This window comes from Micromonospora chersina (assembly GCF_900091475.1).
Classification (GTDB): Bacteria; Actinomycetota; Actinomycetes; order Mycobacteriales; family Micromonosporaceae; genus Micromonospora; species Micromonospora chersina.
On record NZ_FMIB01000002.1, the window covers coordinates 4,336,294 to 4,353,863 of the forward strand.

21 protein-coding genes are annotated in these 17,570 nt (G+C 74.8%); 9 read left to right on the plus strand and 12 right to left on the minus strand.

Annotated features, from left to right (window positions below):
• Nucleotides 1–62: 62 nt before the first annotated feature.
• From GA0070603_RS20145 to GA0070603_RS20160, 4 genes are read right to left on the minus strand one after another with little or no spacing between them, the layout of a single operon-like run.
• On the minus strand, nucleotides 63–1,436 hold the full coding sequence (locus GA0070603_RS20145) for a metallophosphoesterase (RefSeq protein ID WP_425270458.1): 1,374 nt from the start codon (nucleotides 1,434–1,436) through the stop codon (nucleotides 63–65).
• Between the two features lie 10 nt (nucleotides 1,437–1,446).
• A complete protein-coding gene (locus GA0070603_RS20150; RefSeq protein ID WP_091316394.1) occupies nucleotides 1,447–1,692 on the minus strand; it encodes a MoaD/ThiS family protein in 246 nt (81 codons plus the stop codon).
• 3 nt (nucleotides 1,693–1,695) lie between these two features.
• Nucleotides 1,696–2,697: a GTP 3',8-cyclase MoaA gene (moaA, locus tag GA0070603_RS20155; RefSeq protein WP_244282736.1), complete on the minus strand. Its 1,002-nt coding sequence runs from the start codon at nucleotides 2,695–2,697 to the stop codon at nucleotides 1,696–1,698.
• An 11-nt stretch (nucleotides 2,698–2,708) separates the two neighbouring features.
• Nucleotides 2,709–3,623 (minus strand): fructosamine kinase family protein, encoded by a 915-nt coding sequence (locus GA0070603_RS20160; RefSeq protein WP_091316400.1) that lies wholly within the window; start codon nucleotides 3,621–3,623, stop codon nucleotides 2,709–2,711.
• Nucleotides 3,624–3,786: 163 nt separating this feature from the next.
• On the opposite strand from GA0070603_RS20160, the gene GA0070603_RS20165 reads away from it, so the two are divergent.
• Complete coding sequence (locus GA0070603_RS20165) at nucleotides 3,787–4,800, plus strand: DUF4192 domain-containing protein (protein ID WP_091316402.1); 1,014 nt, start codon at nucleotides 3,787–3,789, stop codon at nucleotides 4,798–4,800.
• A 5-nt stretch (nucleotides 4,801–4,805) separates the two neighbouring features.
• Here the strand turns inward: GA0070603_RS20165 and fdhD are convergent, their stop codons facing one another.
• On the minus strand, nucleotides 4,806–5,660 hold the full coding sequence (fdhD, locus tag GA0070603_RS20170) for a formate dehydrogenase accessory sulfurtransferase FdhD (protein WP_091316404.1): 855 nt from the start codon (nucleotides 5,658–5,660) through the stop codon (nucleotides 4,806–4,808).
• Nucleotides 5,661–5,838: 178 nt separating this feature from the next.
• Here fdhD and mobA point away from each other — a divergent pair, with 178 nt between their 5' ends.
• The 3 genes from mobA (at nucleotide 5,839) to GA0070603_RS20185 (ending at nucleotide 7,881) form a co-directional block, all read left to right on the plus strand.
• Nucleotides 5,839–6,438: a molybdenum cofactor guanylyltransferase gene (gene mobA, locus GA0070603_RS20175; protein WP_091316408.1), complete on the plus strand. Its 600-nt coding sequence runs from the start codon at nucleotides 5,839–5,841 to the stop codon at nucleotides 6,436–6,438.
• A complete protein-coding gene (locus GA0070603_RS20180; protein ID WP_091322140.1) occupies nucleotides 6,435–6,692 on the plus strand; it encodes a DUF6457 domain-containing protein in 258 nt (85 codons plus the stop codon). Before mobA ends, GA0070603_RS20180 begins: the two co-directional genes overlap by 4 nt.
• A gap of 88 nt (nucleotides 6,693–6,780) precedes the next feature.
• Nucleotides 6,781–7,881 carry a T3SS (YopN, CesT) and YbjN peptide-binding chaperone 1 gene (locus tag GA0070603_RS20185; RefSeq protein WP_091316411.1) on the plus strand — a complete coding sequence of 367 codons (1,101 nt, stop codon included), beginning with the start codon at nucleotides 6,781–6,783 and terminating at the stop codon, nucleotides 7,879–7,881.
• Nucleotides 7,882–7,890: 9 nt separating this feature from the next.
• Here the strand turns inward: GA0070603_RS20185 and GA0070603_RS20190 are convergent, their stop codons facing one another.
• Together GA0070603_RS20190 and GA0070603_RS20195 are read right to left on the minus strand one after the other, a co-directional pair.
• Entirely contained in the window at nucleotides 7,891–8,847 is a 957-nt protein-coding gene (locus GA0070603_RS20190) for a zinc-binding dehydrogenase (RefSeq protein ID WP_091316414.1), read from the minus strand.
• A gap of 64 nt (nucleotides 8,848–8,911) precedes the next feature.
• Entirely contained in the window at nucleotides 8,912–9,370 is a 459-nt protein-coding gene (locus GA0070603_RS20195; RefSeq protein ID WP_091265141.1) for an Lrp/AsnC family transcriptional regulator, read from the minus strand.
• A gap of 59 nt (nucleotides 9,371–9,429) precedes the next feature.
• Here GA0070603_RS20195 and ddaH point away from each other — a divergent pair, with 59 nt between their 5' ends.
• On the plus strand, nucleotides 9,430–10,263 hold the full coding sequence (gene ddaH / locus GA0070603_RS20200) for a dimethylargininase (RefSeq protein WP_341864936.1): 834 nt from the start codon (nucleotides 9,430–9,432) through the stop codon (nucleotides 10,261–10,263).
• Between the two features lie 61 nt (nucleotides 10,264–10,324).
• Here the strand turns inward: ddaH and GA0070603_RS20205 are convergent, their stop codons facing one another.
• Both GA0070603_RS20205 and GA0070603_RS20210 read right to left on the minus strand, forming a co-directional pair.
• Nucleotides 10,325–11,554, minus strand: a complete 1,230-nt coding sequence (locus GA0070603_RS20205; RefSeq protein ID WP_091316419.1) for an ABC transporter substrate-binding protein — start codon at nucleotides 11,552–11,554, stop codon at nucleotides 10,325–10,327.
• A gap of 49 nt (nucleotides 11,555–11,603) precedes the next feature.
• The gene (locus tag GA0070603_RS20210) at nucleotides 11,604–12,431 is read right to left on the minus strand and encodes an alpha/beta hydrolase family protein (RefSeq protein WP_091316421.1); all 828 of its coding nucleotides are present in this window, start codon (nucleotides 12,429–12,431) and stop codon (nucleotides 11,604–11,606) included.
• An 84-nt stretch (nucleotides 12,432–12,515) separates the two neighbouring features.
• On the opposite strand from GA0070603_RS20210, the gene GA0070603_RS20215 reads away from it, so the two are divergent.
• Nucleotides 12,516–13,106: a bacterial proteasome activator family protein gene (locus tag GA0070603_RS20215; RefSeq protein WP_091316424.1), complete on the plus strand. Its 591-nt coding sequence runs from the start codon at nucleotides 12,516–12,518 to the stop codon at nucleotides 13,104–13,106.
• A gap of 40 nt (nucleotides 13,107–13,146) precedes the next feature.
• Here GA0070603_RS20215 and GA0070603_RS20220 read toward each other — a convergent pair whose 3' ends face one another.
• The 3 genes from GA0070603_RS20220 to GA0070603_RS20230 all read right to left on the minus strand — a co-directional run bounded on the left by GA0070603_RS20220 (nucleotide 13,147) and on the right by GA0070603_RS20230 (nucleotide 15,747).
• A complete protein-coding gene (locus GA0070603_RS20220; protein ID WP_091316426.1) occupies nucleotides 13,147–13,959 on the minus strand; it encodes an HAD family hydrolase in 813 nt (270 codons plus the stop codon).
• Nucleotides 13,959–14,780 (minus strand): HAD family hydrolase, encoded by an 822-nt coding sequence (locus GA0070603_RS20225; RefSeq protein WP_091316429.1) that lies wholly within the window; start codon nucleotides 14,778–14,780, stop codon nucleotides 13,959–13,961. The genes GA0070603_RS20220 and GA0070603_RS20225 overlap by 1 nt, the downstream gene beginning before the upstream one ends.
• 223 nt (nucleotides 14,781–15,003) lie before the next feature.
• Nucleotides 15,004–15,747, minus strand: a complete 744-nt coding sequence (locus tag GA0070603_RS20230; RefSeq protein ID WP_091316432.1) for a hypothetical protein — start codon at nucleotides 15,745–15,747, stop codon at nucleotides 15,004–15,006.
• Nucleotides 15,748–15,867: 120 nt separating this feature from the next.
• On the opposite strand from GA0070603_RS20230, the gene GA0070603_RS20235 reads away from it, so the two are divergent.
• From GA0070603_RS20235 to GA0070603_RS20245, 3 genes are all read left to right on the plus strand, one after another.
• Complete coding sequence (locus tag GA0070603_RS20235; RefSeq protein ID WP_091316434.1) at nucleotides 15,868–16,296, plus strand: OsmC family protein; 429 nt, start codon at nucleotides 15,868–15,870, stop codon at nucleotides 16,294–16,296.
• An 86-nt stretch (nucleotides 16,297–16,382) separates the two neighbouring features.
• Nucleotides 16,383–16,727, plus strand: a complete 345-nt coding sequence (locus GA0070603_RS20240) for a metallopeptidase family protein (protein WP_208863054.1) — start codon at nucleotides 16,383–16,385, stop codon at nucleotides 16,725–16,727.
• Nucleotides 16,728–16,821: 94 nt separating this feature from the next.
• Nucleotides 16,822–17,544 carry an AIM24 family protein gene (locus GA0070603_RS20245; RefSeq protein WP_091316437.1) on the plus strand — a complete coding sequence of 241 codons (723 nt, stop codon included), beginning with the start codon at nucleotides 16,822–16,824 and terminating at the stop codon, nucleotides 17,542–17,544.
• The last annotated feature ends 26 nt before the right edge of the window (nucleotides 17,545–17,570 follow it).

Sequence of the window (17,570 nt, forward strand, 5' to 3'; positions counted from 1 at the left end):
CCCGCCGCCACGCGTACGCGTGACCTGAGCAATGCGGTGCTGGACCGGGCGGCCGGGACGCGCTATGGGGCGCGCAGCTCGACCAGGGTCACCTGCGGTGGCGCGCCCACCCGGACCGGCGGGCCCCAGAAGCCGGCGCCGTTTGTCACGTAGACCTTGGTGCCGTCCACCTCGCCCAGCCCGGAGACCACCGGCTGCTGGAGCTTCACCAGCAGGTTGAACGGCACCATCTGGCCGCCGTGGGTGTGCCCGGAGAGCTGGAGGTCCACGCCGAACTTCGCGGCCTCGTGCGCGGCCACCGGCTGGTGGGCCAGCAGCACCACGGGCCGGCTCGGGTCGCGGTCGCCCAGGGCGGCGGCGTAGTCGGCGGGGGCGGCCAGCCCGGTGCCGGCGGCGGTGACGTCGTTGACGCCGGCCAGGTCCAGCACGCCGCCCCGGGCCCGGATCTCCTGGCGCTCGTTCTGGAGCACCCGCAGGCCGAGGCGGTCCACCTCCCGCACCCACTCCTCCACGCCGGAGTAGTACTCGTGGTTGCCGGTGACGAAGAAGCTGCCGTAGCGGGAGCGCAGGTCGCGCAGCGGTTCCGCGGCCGCGCCCAGCTCGGCCACCGAGCCGTCGACCAGGTCACCGACGACCGCCACCAGGTCGGCGTCGAGCCGGTTGATCATCGCGACGATCCGCTCGGTGTGCGCCCGGCCGCGCAGCGGCCCGAGGTGGATGTCCGAGACGGTGGCGATGCGCAGCCCGTCCATGCTCCGGGGCAGCCTGGCCAGGGGGATCCGCACCCGGTCCAGGCGGGGCGGTCCCATCGCGGTGCGTACGCCGTACCCGGTGACACCCGCGGCGGTGAGCCCGGCGAAGATCGCGGCCCCCCGGGCGAGCAGCAACCGGCGGGACGGGTCGTGGTCCGGCCGGCCCCCCGCGGCCCGCGGCCCGCTGTCCCCGGCGACCGGCGGCTCGGCGGACCCCACCTCCACCGGCGCGGCGGGCGGCTCCGCGAGCGCGACGGGCGACGTGGCGGTGGGGCCGGTCGCCGCCGGTTCCGCGACGTTGCCCGTCGTGGCGGTGTCCGCCCGGCCGGTGCCACCCGCCGGCACCGGCGCCGGCTCGCCGGCCGCGCCGGTCGCGGCCCGCTCGCGGCGCCGCAGCACCAGCTTCGCCACCGCCACGGGCACTTCGAGGACCAGCAGCAGCACGAGCAGGTAGAACATCAGGGCCAGCCACAGGTAGCCCGGCCAGGCCAGCCAGTACGAGCCGTTGCGGGTGCCCACCATGGTCGCCGGCACGAGCAGCGCCAGCAGCAGCGCGGCCACCCCGCCGGCCCTGCGCCAGCGCCCCGGCCGGGTGGTGTCGCGGACCAGCCGTTTCCACAGGTAGAGGTGGATCAGGGCGGTGACGAGCACAGCGAAGCCCACGAAAGTCGCCATCGCCAGCACGGGAGCCTCCTCAGCCGCCCGCGAAGGGCGGCAGCACGTCCACCGTCGCCCCGGCCGGCAGCGGTGCCTGACGATCATGGCAGGCCAGCCCGTCGACCAGGAAACTCGCCGCCTTCAGCACCACGGCCAGCCGATCGCCGTGCCGCTCGGTCAGCTCGTCGAGGAGTTCGTCGAGCGACCGGCCGGCGGGCGCGTTCTCCTCGGCGCGGCCGGCCGCGGCCCGCGCGCCGGCGAAATAGCGGACGGTGAGCTGCACCGGTCAGCCTCCGATCGCCGACATGGGGCGGGTGGGTTGCAGGAAGGTGGGGTCGTCGATGCCGTGCCCGGCCCGCTTGCCCCAGGTCGCGGCCCGCCACCGCCGGGCGAGCTCCTCGTCGTCCGCCCCGGCGCGCAGCGCGCCGCGCAGGTCGGACTCCTCGGTGGCGAAGAGGCAGTTGCGGACCTGGCCGTCGGCGGTGAGCCGGGTCCGGTCGCAGTCGCCGCAGAACGGCCGGGTCACGCTCCCGATCACACCGACCCGGGCCGGCCCGCCGTCCACCAGCCAGGTCTCGGCCGGGGCCGCGCCCCGCTCGCCCGGGTCGGCGGTCAGGACGAACTCGGCGCGCAGGGCGGCGAGGATCTCCTCGGCGGTGACCATGGTGGACCGGTCCCAGCCGTGCTGGGCGTCCAGCGGCATCTGCTCGATGAACCGCAGCTCGTAGCCGTGGGTCAGGGCGAACCGGAGCAGCGCGGGCGCCTCGCCGTCGTTGACCCCCCGCATCAGCACGGAGTTGATCTTCACCGGGGTCAGCCCGGCCGCCGCCGCGCCGGCCAGCCCGGCCAGCACGTCGGCGTGCCGGTCCCGCCGGGTCAGCTCGGCGAACCGGGACCGGTCGAGGGTGTCCAGCGAGACGTTGACCCGGTCCAGCCCGGCGGCGCGCAGGGTGGGCGCCAGGCGGTCCAGGCCGATGCCGTTGGTGGTCAGCGAGATGCGCGGGCGGGGCTCCAGCGCGGCCACCGCCGACACGATGCGGGCCAGGCCCGGGCGGATCAGCGGCTCGCCACCGGTGAAGCGGACCTCGGTGACGCCGAGCCGCTGCACCGCCACCCGGATGAGCCGGACGATCTCGTCGTCGTCGAGCAGCTGCGGCCCGGCCAGCCAGGGCAGCCCCTCGGCCGGCATGCAGTAGGTGCAGCGCAGGTTGCACTTGTCGGTAAGCGAGACCCGCAGGTCCCGGGCGATCCGGCCGTACCGGTCGACGAGGACCCCGTCGGTCGTCATCGGCGCGGCGGTCACCCGTCGACCGTAGCGCGTCCGGTGCCGCGCAGCGCGGCGCGGGCGGCGGAGTCCACGGCCGCCCGGTACGCCGCGCCGAACAGCGCGGTGTGCACCAGCAGCAGGTGGAGCTGGTGCAGCGGCACCCGCTCCCGCCAGCCGTCGGCCAGCGGCCACGCCTCCCGGTAGGCGGCGGTGATCCGGTCGAGGTGCGGCGGGCCGCCGAAGAGGGCGAGCTGGGCCAGGTCGGTCTCCCGGTGGCCGCCGTGCGCGGCGGGGTCGACCAGCCAGACCCGGTCGTCGGCGCCCCAGAGCAGGTTGCCGGGCCAGAGGTCGCCGTGGATCCGGGAGGGCGGCTCGTCGCCGCCGAACTCGGCGATCCGGTCGACCAGGTCCTCGACCGGGCCGGACTCCGCGCGGGTGAGCGCGCCGTTGTCGACCGACATCCGCAGGTACGGCAGGAGCCGCCGCCGGGCGAACCACTCCGACCAGGGGCCCGGGTCGGGGGTGTTGTCCTGCGGCAGCAGGCCGATGAACCCCGGCCACTCGGCGCCGAAGGCGGGCGCCCCGGCCCGGTGCAGCCCGGCCAGCTCGCGGCCGAACAGCTCGGCCGCCTCCGGGGTGGGCTCGTCGGGCTCGACCCAGTCGAGCGCCAGCAGCTCCGGCAGCGCCACAACCACCTCCGGCACGGCGACCGTGCCCGCGTCACGCAGCCAGCGCAGCCCGGCCGCCTCGGCGGCGAAGAAACCCTCGGGCACGGCCCGTTCCGCGTGCTCCGGCCAGGTCTTGGCGAAGACCGAGTGCCCGTCGTCCAGGGTGAGCCGGGACGCGGCGCAGCTGTCCCCGCCGGAGACCGGCGTCTCCCGGATCCGCTGGTGGGTCAGGAAGGTCGGCAGGTGCTCCGGGTGTGCCCGCAGGTACGCCAGGTCCATGAGCGCAACGTAGCCGGTCCGCGGACCCCGCGCGGGCCGTGCCCGGCTCCGGGGCGTGCCGCTCCTCGCCGACCTGGACCGATACTCTCCGTATCTGTGGACAACCCGCGTGTCGTCCACAGGGCCTGTCGCGGCGGCATCGCTCCGCCGCAGGCTCCCCGGCATGAACTCCACCGAGCGTCCCCGCCTCGCCGTCCGCTCGCCCGGCGACCTCGTCGCCGCCGTGCCGTACCTGCTCGGCTTCCATCCCGCCGACAGCGTCGTGGTGGTGGCGGTACGCGGCCGCCGGGTCGTCTTCGCCGCCCGGGGTGACCTGCCGGAGCCGGGCGTCGACCCGCGTCCGGCCGCCCGGCACCTGGCCGAGGTGGTCGCCCGGCAGGGCACCGACGCCGCCACGGTGATCGGCTACGGTCCGGCCGCCCGGGTCACGGCCGCCGTGGACGCGGTCGGCGAGGCACTGGACCGGACCGGCCTGATCGTCCTCGACGCGCTCCGGGTCACCGACGGGCGGTGGTGGTCCTACCTCTGCGCCGAGCCGGAATGCTGCCCGCCCGAGGGCACCCCGTACGACCCGGCGGCCAGCGAGGTCAGCGCGGCGGCCGTCTTCGCCGGTCAGGTCGCGCTGCCCGACCGGGCCGCGCTGGCCGCGCAGGTGTCCCCGCTCGGCGGGCCGGTCCGGGTGGCCATGCGCCGGGCCACCGCCCGGGCCCACCGCCGGCTGGCCGGGCTGGCAGGTGAGGCGGCCTCGGTCCGCTCGGCCGGGGTGGCGGCGGTGCGCACCGCGTTCCGCCGGCACCGGCGGGGTGAGCGGCTCGGCGACGACGAGGTGGCCTGGCTGACCGTGCTCCTCACCCACCTCCCCGTACGCGACCACGCCTGGTCCCGCACCGACGGCCGGGACGCCGATATCGGCCTCTGGACCGATGTGCTGCGCCGGGCCGAGCCGGAGCTGATCGCCGCCCCGGGCAGCCTCCTGGCCTTCGCCGCCTGGCGGGCGGGGCACGGCGCGGTGGCCGCCGTCGCCCTGGAACGGGTGCTCGCCGCGCATCCCGGCTACTCGCTGGCCGTGCTCCTCGACGACGCGCTGCGCCGTGGGTTGTCCCCCGCCGAGCTGGACGGCTGGCCGGTGACCGCCGGCCCGGTGCTGCGCCCCCGCAAGCGCCGTCCGCGCCGGTGACCGGGTCATCCGGTCACGCGCTGCGCCCCCGTGTAGACGTTCATGGTCCCGCCGCGCAGGAAGCCGACAAGCGTCATCCCGGCCTCGTCGGCCAGGTCGGCCGCGAGCGTGCTGGGCGCCGAGACCGCGGCCAGCAGCGGCACGCCGGCCATCCACGCCTTCTGGGTCAGCTCGAAGCTGGCCCGGCCCGACACGAGCAGCAGGTGCCCGGTGAGGGGGAGACGGCCCTCCCGGACCGCCCAGCCGACCACCTTGTCCACCGCGTTGTGCCGGCCGACGTCCTCGCGCAGCACCACCAGCTCGCCGTCGGCGGTGAAGAGGCCGGCCGCGTGCAGGCCGCCGGTCCGGTCGAAGGTGCGCTGGGCCGCGCGCAGCCGGTCGGGCAGCGCGGCGAGCAGTTCGGCGCTCACCGCGAGCGGGTCCTCGTCCACGGCGAAACGCGAGCGGGTCCGGACGGAGTCGATGCTCGCCTTGCCGCAGACCCCGCACGAGCTGGTGGTGTAGAAGTTGCGGGCCGGGTCGGTGGCCGGCTCGGGCACGCCGGGCGCCAGGACCACGTCGACCACGTTGTAGGTGTTCGGGGTCTCCGCGCCGGCGCAGAGCTGTGCGGTGCGCACGTCGTCGGCCGACCGGATCAGCCCCTCGGTGAGCAGGAAGCCGATCGCCAGGTCCAGGTCGTCGCCGGGGGTCCGCATGGTCACCGCGAGCGGCCTGCGCCGGCCGGGCCCGGCCGCACCCACCCGGATCTCCAGGGGCTCCTCCACGACCAGGGTGTCCTGCCGGCGCAGCCGTGCCCGCCCGTCGGCCCCCGCGTCGAGGTCGATCCGGAGCACGCCGCGTCGGTCAGTCGCCCGTCCCATGCCGCCATCCTGCCCCGCGCCCCGCGACACCCGCACGCCGACGCCGCCCCGGCCCCGACCACCCACGTGGCGACGCCACACGGCCCGGCTGCCCGTGTGGCGACGGACCACCCGCACGGCGGCACCGCCGCGGTCCCGGCTCCGGGCACGGCGACGCCGCCCCGGTTACCGTGGCGCGGTGACGGCGTACGCGGCGGTGGTGCTCTCCGGTGGCGCGGCCCGCCGGATGGGCGGGGTGGACAAGCCGGCCCGCCCGGTCGGCGGCCGGCCGATGCTGCACCGGGTGCTGGCGGCGGTGGCCGACGCGGGCACCCGGATCGTGGTCGGCCCGGCCGGTCCGGTGCCCGAGGGGGTCCGGGTGACCCGTGAGGAGCCGCCCGGCGGCGGCCCGGTGGCGGCGACCGCGGCGGGGCTGGCCCTGCTCGACCCGGGCACGGACACCGTCGCCCTGCTCGCGGCCGACCTGCCGCTGCTCACTCCGGCGGCGGTGGCCGAGCTGCGGCGCGCGCTCGACGGCTCGTCCGCCGGAACGGCCTGCTACGTCGACGGCGACGGCCGCCGGCAGCAACTCTGCGCGGTGTGGCGGGTGAGCGCGCTGCGGTCCGCCCTGGACCGGCTGGCCGCCGAGCGCGGCGGCGCCGTCGACGGGGCGCCGGTGCGGGGGCTGCTGGCCGGCACGACCGTGCGGGAGGTGTCCTGGTCGGGGTCCGGGCCGCCGCCCTGGTTCGACTGCGACACTGACGAGGACGTACGCCGGGTCGAGGAGTGGACGAGATGACGGTGATGGACGACTGGGTCACGGCGGCCTGCGCGGAGCTGGGGCTGGACCCGGCCAAGGTGCCGGTGCCGACCGTGCTCGACCTGGCCAAGGACGTGGCGCACCAGGTGCTGCGCCCGGGGGCGCCGGTGAGCGCGTACCTCCTGGGGGTGGCCGTGGGGCGCGGCGCGGAACCGGCCGCGGCGGCCGCCCGGCTCAGCGCGCTGGCCGGCACCTGGCCGGTGGAGCTGGACGGGACGGCTCCCGCCGGGTAGCACTCCGCCGGCCGCTGTCCGATCCCGGTCGGGGTGATTCGACCCCCACCGTCCGTGGGTAGGGTGGCGAGGACGGACGGAGGCGATCATGACGGCAGACCACCCCTCGGCGCCGGCTGCTGAGCCCGCCGGCGCGACGCCGGAGCAGCACGAGTCGGTCCTGCTGGACGAGCCGACCACGGCCGACCTGCGGGCCAAGGTGACCGAGGCCTGGCGGGAGTTCGCCCGGGCGCTTGCCGTACGGCTTCGCGGCCTGCCCGCCGGTGCGCACCTGGAGGTCACCCTCGACCCGACCGCCTCCGGCACCGGCGACGCCGTCTACTCGGTGAGCGTGGACGCCGGCGAGGAGGGCAGCCTGTCGGCCCGGGCGGTCGGCAACGCCACCCTGCCGCAGGGCTACCGGCTGGACCGGGCCGCGGTGGCCGACATGATCGCGCTCGGCTGGTCCCCGCCCGGTGTGGTGCCGGGCTCCGGCGAGCAGTTCGGCCTGGACTGCGTGGCAGACGAGGCCACCCGGTTGTCGGCCGTGCTGTCCCGCACCCTGCGCGACGTCTACGGCGCCCCGCACCCCGCCTTCCTGGTCTACCTGGTGCACGACGCCGAGGGGGAGCCGCTGCCGGTGGAGCCGCTCGGCACCGCGCGCAGCGAGTTCGGCCCGGACCGCGACGTGGAGGCCGACCTCGACGAGGCGCTGGCGGCGGCCGCTGCCGCCCAGGCCGGCGAGAACGACGTGCTGGCCCTGGAGGAGCGGGTACGCACGGTTGTCTCCACCATGCTGAAGTCCAAGGCCGACCAGGTGCAGGTCGACTCGGACGGCGACATCAACATCCGCGCCGGCTCGGCGATGGTCTTCGTGCGGGTCCGCGACAACCCGCCGCTTGTCGACGTCTTCTCCCCGGTGCTCACCGAGGTCGAGCCGACCGAGCGTCTCTACGTGAAGCTCTCCGAGCTGACCAACCGGATGCCGATCGGCCGGCTCTACTGCGCCGACGACACGGTGTGGGCCTCGATCCCGGTGTTCGGCCGCAACTTCCAGGCCACCCACCTGATGCTCGCCGTGCAGGTGATGACCGGGCTGGCCGACGAGTTGGACGACCGGCTGCACGGGGAGTTCGGCGGCAAGCGCTTCTTCGGCGAGGGGGACAAGCCGTCCCGGGCGCAGGAGCACCGCACCGGCATGTACCTCTGACGCCGCCCGTCAGCGGACGTCGAGGAGGGTCTTGCCGACCGTGGCCCGGGACTCGATGGCGGTGTGCGCGTCGGCGGCCCGGTCCAGTGGAAAGCGCTGCCCGATGAGCGGCCGGAGCCGGCCGGCGGCCCCCTCGGCGAGGGCCTGCTCGGTGAGGGCGCGCAGCTCGTCGGGCGTGCCGCCGGCGCGGACCAGGAGCACCCCGCGGGCGGCGGCCTCCTCCTCGGGGAGGTCCGCCCAGGCGCCGCTGGCCAGCCCGAAGCTGAGCATCCGCCCGCCCCGGTCCAGCAGGTCGAAGGCCGCCCGGGCGAGCGGCCCGCCCACCCCGTCGAAGACCACGTCCACCCCGCCCACGGCGGCCCGGACCCGGTCGGTCCAGTCCGGCTCGCGGTAGTCGACGACCGGGTCGAGGCCGCGCCCGCGCAGCAGGGCGACCTTGCGGGGGCCGCCGGCCGCGGCGACCACCCGCGCGCCGGCCGCGGTGGCGATCTGGGTGAGCAGGCCGCCCACCCCGCCGGCCGCCGCCTCGACCAGCACCCGCTCGCCGGGTCGCAGCGCGGCCGCCCGGGCCAGCATCAGCGCGGTCCGGCCGTCCGCGAGCAGCGCCACGGCGGCGTCCAGCGGCAGCCCGTCCGGTACGGGGATCGGCGCGCCCCGGGCCACGACGACGCGCTCGGCGTACCCGCCGGAGCCGCCGGTGGCGCTGACCACCCGCCGGCCGACCAGCGCCGGGTCCACCCCGGGACCGACCTCGGTGATCGTCCCGCCCACGCCGTTGCCGGGGATCACCGGCAGGGTCGCGGCGAACGGGCCGAACCCGGTCGCCCGGAACATCGTCTCGACGAACGTGATGTTCGCGTGTGCCACCTCGACGAGCACCTGCCCCGGACCGGGCACCGGATCGGGGGCCGGTCCCGGGACCAGCACCTCCGGCCCGCCGAACTCCCGTAGCCACACCGCTCGCACGTCGCCTCCCCGCTGTCCTGTCCCACGCCCGCGGTCCAGTGGACGACCTGAAGTGCGGTTGAGGTCAAGCCGAGGAGGGGCCGACGCCGGGGGACTCGACCAGCCGGGACAGGACGATGGTGCTGCGCGACGAGGTGACGAAGGACTCGGCCCGCAGCCGCTCCAGTGCCTCCTCGAGGTGCGCGATGTCGGCGGCCCGCAGGTGCACGAGCGCGTCCGCCTCGCCGGAGACCGTGTACGCCCCGACGACCTCGGGGTGCCGGCGGGCGGCGGCGCCGATCTGGGCGGGGGTGGTCCGGCCGGCGCAGAACAGCTCGACGAACGCCTCGGTGGTCCACCCGACGGCGGCCGGGTCGACGACCGCCGTGAAGCCCCGGATGACCCCCGCCGATCGGAGGCGGTCGACCCGGCGCTTGACCGCGGGGGCGGAGAGTGACACCCGGGTGCCGATGTCCGCGTACGAGGCGCGGGCATCTGCCACGAGCAACGCAATGATTCGCTGGTCAACCGCGTCGATCTGCAACGTTCCGCCTCTGGGAAGCAATGGTTGTGGCTGTTACCAAAGTTGTACCGTACCTACTCTTGGTGACCGTGAACCAGCAGCGAGTCCCGCGAAAGCGGACATATCTCATGTGCTCGCCCGAGCACTTCGCGGTCGAGTACGCCATCAACCCGTGGATGGACGTGACCGCCCCGGTCGACGCCGAGCTGGCGGTCAAGCAGTGGGACCGCCTGCGCGAGACCCTGGTCGGTCTCGGCCACGAGGTGCACCTGCTCACGCCCGAGCGCGGGCTGCCGGACATGGTCTTCGCCGCGAACGGCGCGTTCGTGGTGGACGGCACGGTCTACGGCGCCCAGTTCAAGCACGAGCAGCGGCACGCCGAGGCCGCCGCGCACCGGGCGTTCTACGAGGCGAACGGCTGGCGGTTCATCGCGCCGAGCGAGACCAACGAGGGTGAGGGCGACTTCGCCTACCTGCCGGAGGCGCACGGCGGGCTGATCCTCGCCGGCCACGGCTTCCGCACCGAGACGGCCGCGCACGCCGAGGCGCAGGAGGCGCTCGGCCGGCCGGTGGTCTCGCTGCGCCTGGTCGACCCGCGCTTCTACCACCTGGACGTGGCGCTCGCCTCGATCGACGACGAGAACATCGTCTACTACCCGGGCGCCTTCTCGGCGGCCAGCCAGCGGGTGCTCACCCAGCTCTTCCCCGACGCGGTGATCGCGGACGACGAGGACGCCCTGGCCTTCGGCCTCAACCTGGTCAGCGACGGGCTCAACGTGGTGCTGAACAGCGAGGCGACCCGGCTGGCCGGCAAGCTCAAGGCGGCCGGCTACCACCCGGTCCCGGTCGAGCTGGCCGAGCTGAAGAAGGGCGGCGGCAGCGTGAAGTGCTGCATCGCCGAGCTGCGCCACTGACGCAGGAGAAACGGGCGGTCTCCCCGAGGGGAGGCCGCCCGTTTCGCGTACGCGGGGAGGGTCAGCCGAGCGTGGCCAGCTCGCTGATCACGACGTTGGAGAGCAGCCGGCCGTCGAGCTGCACCTTGCGCAGGTACCACTTCTGCTGCGGCGTACGCGGCTGGTTGAACTGCCAGGCGCCGCGCGGGCTGTCGATCTGGCCGATCTTGCCGAGGGCCAGGTTGACCTGCTGCGGGGTGGGGTTGCCCCCGACCAGCCGGATCGCCTTGTCCAGCACCTGCGCGGCGTCGTAGGAGGCCATCGCGAAGGTGGTCGGCGAGGCGTTGTGCGCCTTGCGGTACGCCGAGGCGAACACCCGGTTGGCCGTGTTGTTGAGGTCGGCCGAGTAGTTCAGCGCGGTCTCGATGCCGTACTTCTGGATCAGCGCGCGCTCCTCGCCCTTCTCCCCGTCGTCGAGCTGGCTGAGCACGGTGCCCTCGGTGAGGAAGCCCGGCGCGTAGATCGGGCCCCGGTAGCCCTGGGCGTAGAGCTGCTTGATGAACTGCACGGCCTGCGCCCCCGAGTAGTGGCAGAAGACCGCGTCGGGCCCGGGCCGCCGGTCCAGGGCCTTGCGGATCGAGCCCGTGTAGACGCTCTTGCCGGGGTTGGGGTAGTCGGGGGTGAAGATCGGCTCCTCGGTCAGCCGCCGGCCGCCCTGCTCGTACTCGTTCCGGAGGCCGTCGATGACGTCCCGGCTGCTCTGGCCCTGGGTGCCGAAGATGGCGATCCTGCTGGACGGGTCGAGGGTCTGCCGCAGGTACTGCCCGAGCGCCTCGCCCGGCTCGTTCAGCACGTACGACGTGCGCCAGATGTAGACGACGCTCTGGAGGCTGATGGGGGAGGCGTTGGAGCCGATCAGCGGCACCCGCGCCTGCTCCACGGCGTCGCGGATGCCGGTCATCACGACGGAGCTGACCACGCCGGTGAGCGCCAGCACGCCCTCCTTGAGCAGCTGCTCGACGGCGGCCTGGCCGGTCTTGGCGGTGTCGCCCTCCTCGGCCGGCACCACGGTCACCGGGTGGCCGCCGAGCTGCCCGTCGTTGAGGGCGAGGAAGAGTTGGAACCCGTTGGTGATCTCGTCACCGATGACCTTGTTCGGGCCGCTGCCCGGAACGATCAGACCGATCTTGATCGGGCTGCCGGGCTTGGTCTCCTCCGCGGTGTCGGTCCCGGACCCGCAGCCCGCCGCCAGCCCGGTGGTACCCAGCGCGGCCAGCAGTTGTAGCGCCCGCCTGCGGTTCATCTGCGACACCGATTTCCTTCCCGATGGAGCGGCCAGGGTGCAACGCCCCTTCGGCGTTCTACCTGCTTGGCGACGCTGCGTCAATGCCCTGAAGATCATCGTGCAGGGACCGCAACGCGGTGACCACCTGCGGCCAGGCGGCCGAGTCCGGTGCGATCAGCCCGAAATGTTCGCATTCGGGCAGCTCAACCAGCGTGGCGGGACTGCCGGTGGCCCGGGCCGCCGCGACCCAGGAGCGGCTGATGCCGACCGGAACCTGCGCATCGAGCGCCCCGTGGATGACTACGGTGGGTGTTCGGGTCGGCACCAACGACGATGGATCGGCCGCCGCGTACCGGTCGGGGAAATCGGCCGGGCCACCGCCGAGCAGCGCGGCCACCGCACCGGAGTCCAGGTCCAGCCGGTACGCCTCGGCGAGGTCCGCGACCGGCGCCAGGGCCAGCACGGCGCCGACCGTGGACGGGGCCTGCGCGGCCACGTACAGCGCCAGGTGCCCGCCCGCCGAGTGGCCGACCAGGATCGGTGGGGCGGCCGCCACGAGCCCGGGCAGCGCGGCAGCGGCCAGCCCCGGCAGCGCCGCCACCCCGGCCAGCACGTCGGTGAGGGTGTGCGGCCAGCCCCCGCCCGGCTGGCCGGTGCGCCGGTACTCGACCTGGGCGACCGGGTAACCGAGCGCGGCCAGGGCCGCCGCCATCGGACCGGTGTGGGTGCGGTCGTACTCGGCCCGCCAGAAGCCGCCGTGCACCACGACCACCAGCCGCCGGGGCGGTCCGTCGCCGGCCGGCCGGCGCAGATCGGCACACTGGTCCGGGTGGTCGCCGTAGGCGACTGTGGCGTCCGGCGGCGGGGCCGGCCGGGTCAGCACGTCGCGCGGGTCTGCGGGCATGAGGGCGACGGTAGCGCGCCCCGGCCGGGTGGTTCCGCGCCGGCAGCCGGTCCGGGCGCGTGCGCGTGGTGGGGGTGGGTAAAGATGGGTCCCATGACCGAAGCGCGCTCCGCCGGACAGGACGACGAACAGGGCAACGATGGCATCCCCGGCACCGTGGTGGTGGTCGGGCCGGACGGCCGGCCGGTCGGCACCGTCCAGACCGACGAGGGCCAGGGGGAGGATCCGACCCGCCTGGTCGAGCAGCCCGCCAAGGTGATGCGGATCGGCAGCATGATCAAGCAGCTGCTGGAGGAGGTCAAGGCAGCCCCGCTGGACGACGCCAGCCGGCACCGGATGCGCGAGATCCACGAGCGCTCCATCGTCGAGCTGAAGGAGGGCCTCGCCCCCGAGCTGCGCGAGGAGCTGGAGCGGATCTCACTGCCCTTCACGGAGGACCAGGCGCCCAGCGAGGGTGAGCTGCGGATCGCCCACGCCCAGCTGGTCGGCTGGCTGGAGGGGCTGTTCCACGGCATCCAGGCCGCGCTGGTCGCCCAGCAGATGGCCGCCCGCGTCCAGCTGGAGCAGATGCGCTCCGGCCGGCAGGCGCTGCCCAGCGGCCCGGGCGGGGTGCTGCCGGGCATGCCGGGAATGCCGCAGACCAACGAGGGCCACGCCCCCGGCCAGTACCTCTGACCCACGCCGGCGAACGCTGACCGGCCGGGAGACCGGCCGGTCAGGCCACCCCGAAGACCTGCTCCAGATACGCGGCCACGCCGTCCTCGGTGTTCGCCCCGGCCACCTCGTCGGCGATCGCCAGGACGGCCGGGTGCGCGTTGGCGACCGCCACCGCCCGCCCGGCCCAGGTCAGCATCGGCACGTCGTTCGGCATGTCACCGAAGGCCAGCACGTCGCGCTCGTCGATGCCGAGCCGCGCCGCGTACCAGGCCAGGCCGGCCGCCTTGGTCACCCCGGCGGCGGAGATCTCCACGAGCCCGCTGTACGACGAGTGGGTCGCCTCGGCCAGACCCTGGAGGGCGCCGGCCACCACCCGGACGAACACGTCGGGGTCCTGCTCGCCGGCCCGGGCCAGCAGCTTCACCGCCGGCACGGCGAGCAGTTCCTCCGGCGACTCGATGGCGCGGATCGCGTCGGCGTCGGCGTCCCAGCGCAGCGGGTAGTGCGCCTCGTGCCGCATCTGCCGGCTGTCCACGATCTCCACGGCGAAGCTCACGTCCGGCACCGCGGCCCGCAGCCGCCGGGCCACCTCGGCCAGCAGCTCCGGGGCGAGCGGGTCGGCGCGGAGCACCTTGTCGGCGACCGGGTCGTACACGACGGCGCCGTTCGCGCAGATCGCCGGCAGCGGCTCGGCGAGCTGGTCGTACACGAGCTGGAGCCAGCGGATGGGACGGCCGGTGACCAGCACTACCGGCGTGCCCGCCGCGGAGATCCGGGCCAGCACCCCCGCGGTGCGCGGGCTGAGCGTCCGGTCGTCCCGGAGCAGCGTGCCGTCGATGTCGGTCGCGACGAGCCGAGGTGCCTCTCCCATCACCGGGAGAGTAGTCGGTCCAGGTAGACCGCGACGCCGTCGTCGTCGTTGCGCAGGGTGATCTCGTCGGCCGCGGCGCGCACGTCCGGGTGGGCGTTGGCCACCGCCACCCGGCCCCAGCCGGCCCAGCCGAACATCGGCAGGTCGTTCGGCTGGTCGCCGAAGACCAGCACCTCGGCCGGGTCGACGCCGAGCCGCTCGGCGACCACGGTGAGCCCGGTGGACTTGTCCACCCCGGGCGGGCAGATCTCGACGAAGCCGAGCCCCGCCTGGGTGAGCGTGGCCAGCTCGGCCGGGACGATCCGGCGGGCCACCGCCAGCAGCTCGTCCACGTGGTGGTCGGCGGTGCGCGCGAACGCCTTGAGCACGTCGCCGGAGAGGCACTCGGCGCGGCTGCGTGCCTCGAACCGGTCCTGGTAGGGCCAGCTCGGGTGGTAGTCGCCCCACAGCGGCGCGTCGTGCTCGTCGGACGCCTCCACCATCACGGTGAGCGGGCCCACGGCGGCCTCCAGGTCGGCCAGGATGCGGGCCAGCACCGCGCCGGGGAGGCGTTCGTCACGCAGCACCAGCGGGCCCGCCGGGTCGCTCTGGTCGACCACCCGGCCCCCGCCCGCCATCACCAGGAAGTCGGCGGCGCGGATGTCGTTGCGGGTCAGCTCGGTGAGGCGCGGCCCCCGGCCGGTGGCGCCGACCACCGGGATCCCCGCGGCCCGCACCCGGTCGAGCACCTCGTGGGTGTACGCGGAGACGGTCTCGTCGCTGCGGACGAGCGTGCCGTCGAGGTCGGTGGCGATCAGCTTGGGCAGTCCCGGGCGGGTCATGGTTCCTCCTTCGCCCGCCGCCGTCGCGTCGGCCGTCCAGGTCCTCGGTGCCGCGGCCACCGGACGGCGGGCAGCAACCGTATCTCGCGCAACGGGTCGCAACCATGGCTTTTCGGCGAATCGGACACCAACCCGCGGCGGCCGTCCGGTGTCCCGCCACGGCCGGCCGGCGCGGTGGCGCGCGGGCGGTCCGGAGGCGACCGGGAGGACCGCCCGCGCCCGGTCAGCGGGGCGGTTCGGGGCGGGCGAAGGGCGTCGTGGGCTGGACGCTCAGGTCCGCCGGCGCGGGTGGCAGCTCGTCCTCGGTCGCCCGGCGCCGGCCCCGGCCGGACCGGCTGTCCGCGAACCCGGTGGGCGGCTCCGCCCCGGGCTCGCCGGCCCGGTCGGCCGACTCGGCGCCGGCCCGGCCGGACAGGTGCAATGCGGCGGCGAGCAGCACGACGGCGAGGAAGGCGGTGACCAGGCCGCGCCCGTGCTCCACCTGCAACCGCTGCTCGGTGGGGAAGAAGAAGTTGCGCCGGGCCAGCTCCTGGAGCGAGGAGGCGGTCGCGACCAGCATGGCGAGCAGGGCCGCCGCGAGGCCGAGACCGGCGAGCCGGGCGTGCTGCCGGACCGCCGGCGCGCCGCGCGTCGCCAGGGCCACGGCGACCGCCAGGCCGAGCAGTCCCACCAGGTACGCGACACCGAAGCCGCCGACCTGCGCGGCACCGCTCGGCAGCCGGACCGAGGTGCTCCCGTCCGGGCCCTCGTTGGGCACGGTCATCACCAGCCACTCGCCGATCAGCGAGGCGACCGCGGCCACCGCGCCGAGACCGGCGAGCACCGGCGGAAGGCGACGGTCCCGGCCCAGGTCGGCGAGCGAGCGCCCGACCCGGCCCGACCTGGCCGGCTCGGCGTCTCCCCACTCCACGACCGTGGTGCCGTCGGACCGGTTTTCCTGCCTGGGGATGGGGAGATCCTGGGACATGGGCCACCCTTCCCGTACGCGGGGCCTGCGTCGAATCATGACACAGCCGACACCCGGTGACGGGTACCGCAAGCGCACAGGCCGGTGCGGGGCGGGCCGCTTTCGGTTAGCGTCGGTGCCATGCCTATCCGTACCGCTTCCGCTCGTTGGCAGGGCAACCTCACCGAGGGGTCCGGCACCGTCCGCACCGGCAAGGGCGGCCTGACCGGTAACTACTCCTTCAAGTCCCGCTTCGAGGAGGGCGAGGGCACCAACCCCGAGGAGCTGATCGGCGCCGCGCACGCCAGCTGCTTCTCGATGGCCCTCTCCAAGCAGCTCGCCGACGCGGGCGCCACCGACACGTCGGTGGAGACCACCGCCAAGGTCCACTTCGACAAGACCGACGCGGGCATGACCGTGACCCGGATCGACCTGGAGACCGTCGGCCAGGCTCCGAGCCTGGACGAGGCCCAGTTCACCAAGCTGGCCGAGGCGGCCAAGGAGAACTGCCCGATCTCGCGGCTGCTCTCCCCGGGCGCGCAGATCACGCTCAACGCCCGCCTGGCCTGACCACGCGCGACACGGCGAGGGTGCCCCGTCGGGCACCCTTGCCGTGCTGCGTGCCGATCGTGAAGGGGTGACCGGGCGGCGTGGCCGTGCAGATGACCCGGGAGCGGTTCGAGGAGCTCGTCGGCGAGGCGCTCGACGAGGTGCCCGAGGAACTGCTCGGGCTGATGAGCAACGTGGTCATCCTGGTCGAGGACGACCCGCCGCCCGGCGAGGACCTGCTCGGGCTCTACGAGGGGCACGCGCTCACGTCGCGGGGCTGGGACTACGCCGGCGTGCTGCCCGACCGCATCCTCATCTTCCGGAACCCCATCCTGGCGATCTGCGACACCGAGGACGACGTCGTGGACGAGGTGGCGGTGACCGTGGTGCACGAGATCGCCCACCACTTCGGCATCGACGACGACCGGCTGCACGCCCTCGGCTGGGGCTGACCGGGCCCGCGTCGCGCCCCGCTCGGCCGATCCCCGCTGTTGCGCGGGTCCCCTAACCTCCGGTGCAGGCACACCCCGATGCAGGAGGAAACCCATGCGCAGCGCGCTGTTCTCCGCGGAGAACCTTGAGAAGGAGTCCCAGCAGCCGGGCATGCGGCTGCAGAACTCCAAGATGCTGAAGATCGAGCTGAACGGCGAGGCGATGGCCCGGGTGGGGTCCATGGTCGCGTACCAGGGTCAGGTGCAGTTCCAGGCGCTCGGCTCCGGCGGCATCGGCAAGTTCATCAAGCAGCGGCTCACCGGTGAGGGTGTGCCGCTGATGAAGCTGACCGGCCGCGGCGACGTCTTCCTGGCCGAGCTGGCCAAGGACGTGCACATCATCGACCTGGAGCCCGGCGACGCCCTGTCGATCAACGGCTCCAGCGTGCTGGCCTTCGACTCCACCCTCCAGTACGACATCAAGATGGTCGGCGGCGCCGGGATGGCATCCTCGTCCGGCCTGTTCAACTGCGTCTTCACCGGCTACGGCCGGATCGCGATCACCACCAAGGGCACCCCGGTCGTGCTCAACGTCGACCAGCCCACCTACGTCGACCCGCAGGCCGCGGTCTGCTGGTCGGCCAACCTCCAGACCGGCTACCACCGGGCCGAGCAGCTCGGCCTCGGCACGCTGCTCGGCCGCAGCACCGGCGAGGCGTTCACGATGAGCTTCGCCGGGCAGGGCTTCGTCGTGGTCCAGCCCTCGGAGGAGCCTCCGGTGCAGGGCAGCGGCGCTCAGCAGCAGCAGGGCGGCCTGCTCGGCGGCCTGCTGCAGTGACAGTCCGGTGCGCGGGGCGCCCGCTC

Excerpts from the sequence above, each read along its gene's own strand:
- moaA (WP_244282736.1), bottom strand. The coding sequence starts at position 2,697 with ATGACGACCGACGGGGTCCTCGTCGACCGGTACGGCCGGATCGCCCGG.
- GA0070603_RS20160 (WP_091316400.1), bottom strand. The coding sequence starts at position 3,623 with ATGGACCTGGCGTACCTGCGGGCACACCCGGAGCACCTGCCGACCTTC.
- GA0070603_RS20165 (WP_091316402.1), top strand. The coding sequence starts at position 3,787 with ATGAACTCCACCGAGCGTCCCCGCCTCGCCGTCCGCTCGCCCGGCGAC.
- fdhD (WP_091316404.1), bottom strand. The coding sequence starts at position 5,660 with ATGGGACGGGCGACTGACCGACGCGGCGTGCTCCGGATCGACCTCGAC.
- GA0070603_RS20180 (WP_091322140.1), top strand. The coding sequence starts at position 6,435 with ATGACGGTGATGGACGACTGGGTCACGGCGGCCTGCGCGGAGCTGGGG.
- GA0070603_RS20185 (WP_091316411.1), top strand. The coding sequence starts at position 6,781 with ATGACGGCAGACCACCCCTCGGCGCCGGCTGCTGAGCCCGCCGGCGCG.
- GA0070603_RS20210 (WP_091316421.1), bottom strand. The coding sequence starts at position 12,431 with ATGCCCGCAGACCCGCGCGACGTGCTGACCCGGCCGGCCCCGCCGCCG.
- GA0070603_RS20215 (WP_091316424.1), top strand. The coding sequence starts at position 12,516 with ATGGGTCCCATGACCGAAGCGCGCTCCGCCGGACAGGACGACGAACAG.
- GA0070603_RS20220 (WP_091316426.1), bottom strand. The coding sequence starts at position 13,959 with ATGGGAGAGGCACCTCGGCTCGTCGCGACCGACATCGACGGCACGCTG.
- GA0070603_RS20225 (WP_091316429.1), bottom strand. The coding sequence starts at position 14,780 with ATGACCCGCCCGGGACTGCCCAAGCTGATCGCCACCGACCTCGACGGC.
- GA0070603_RS20230 (WP_091316432.1), bottom strand. The coding sequence starts at position 15,747 with ATGTCCCAGGATCTCCCCATCCCCAGGCAGGAAAACCGGTCCGACGGC.
- GA0070603_RS20235 (WP_091316434.1), top strand. The coding sequence starts at position 15,868 with ATGCCTATCCGTACCGCTTCCGCTCGTTGGCAGGGCAACCTCACCGAG.
- GA0070603_RS20245 (WP_091316437.1), top strand. The coding sequence starts at position 16,822 with ATGCGCAGCGCGCTGTTCTCCGCGGAGAACCTTGAGAAGGAGTCCCAG.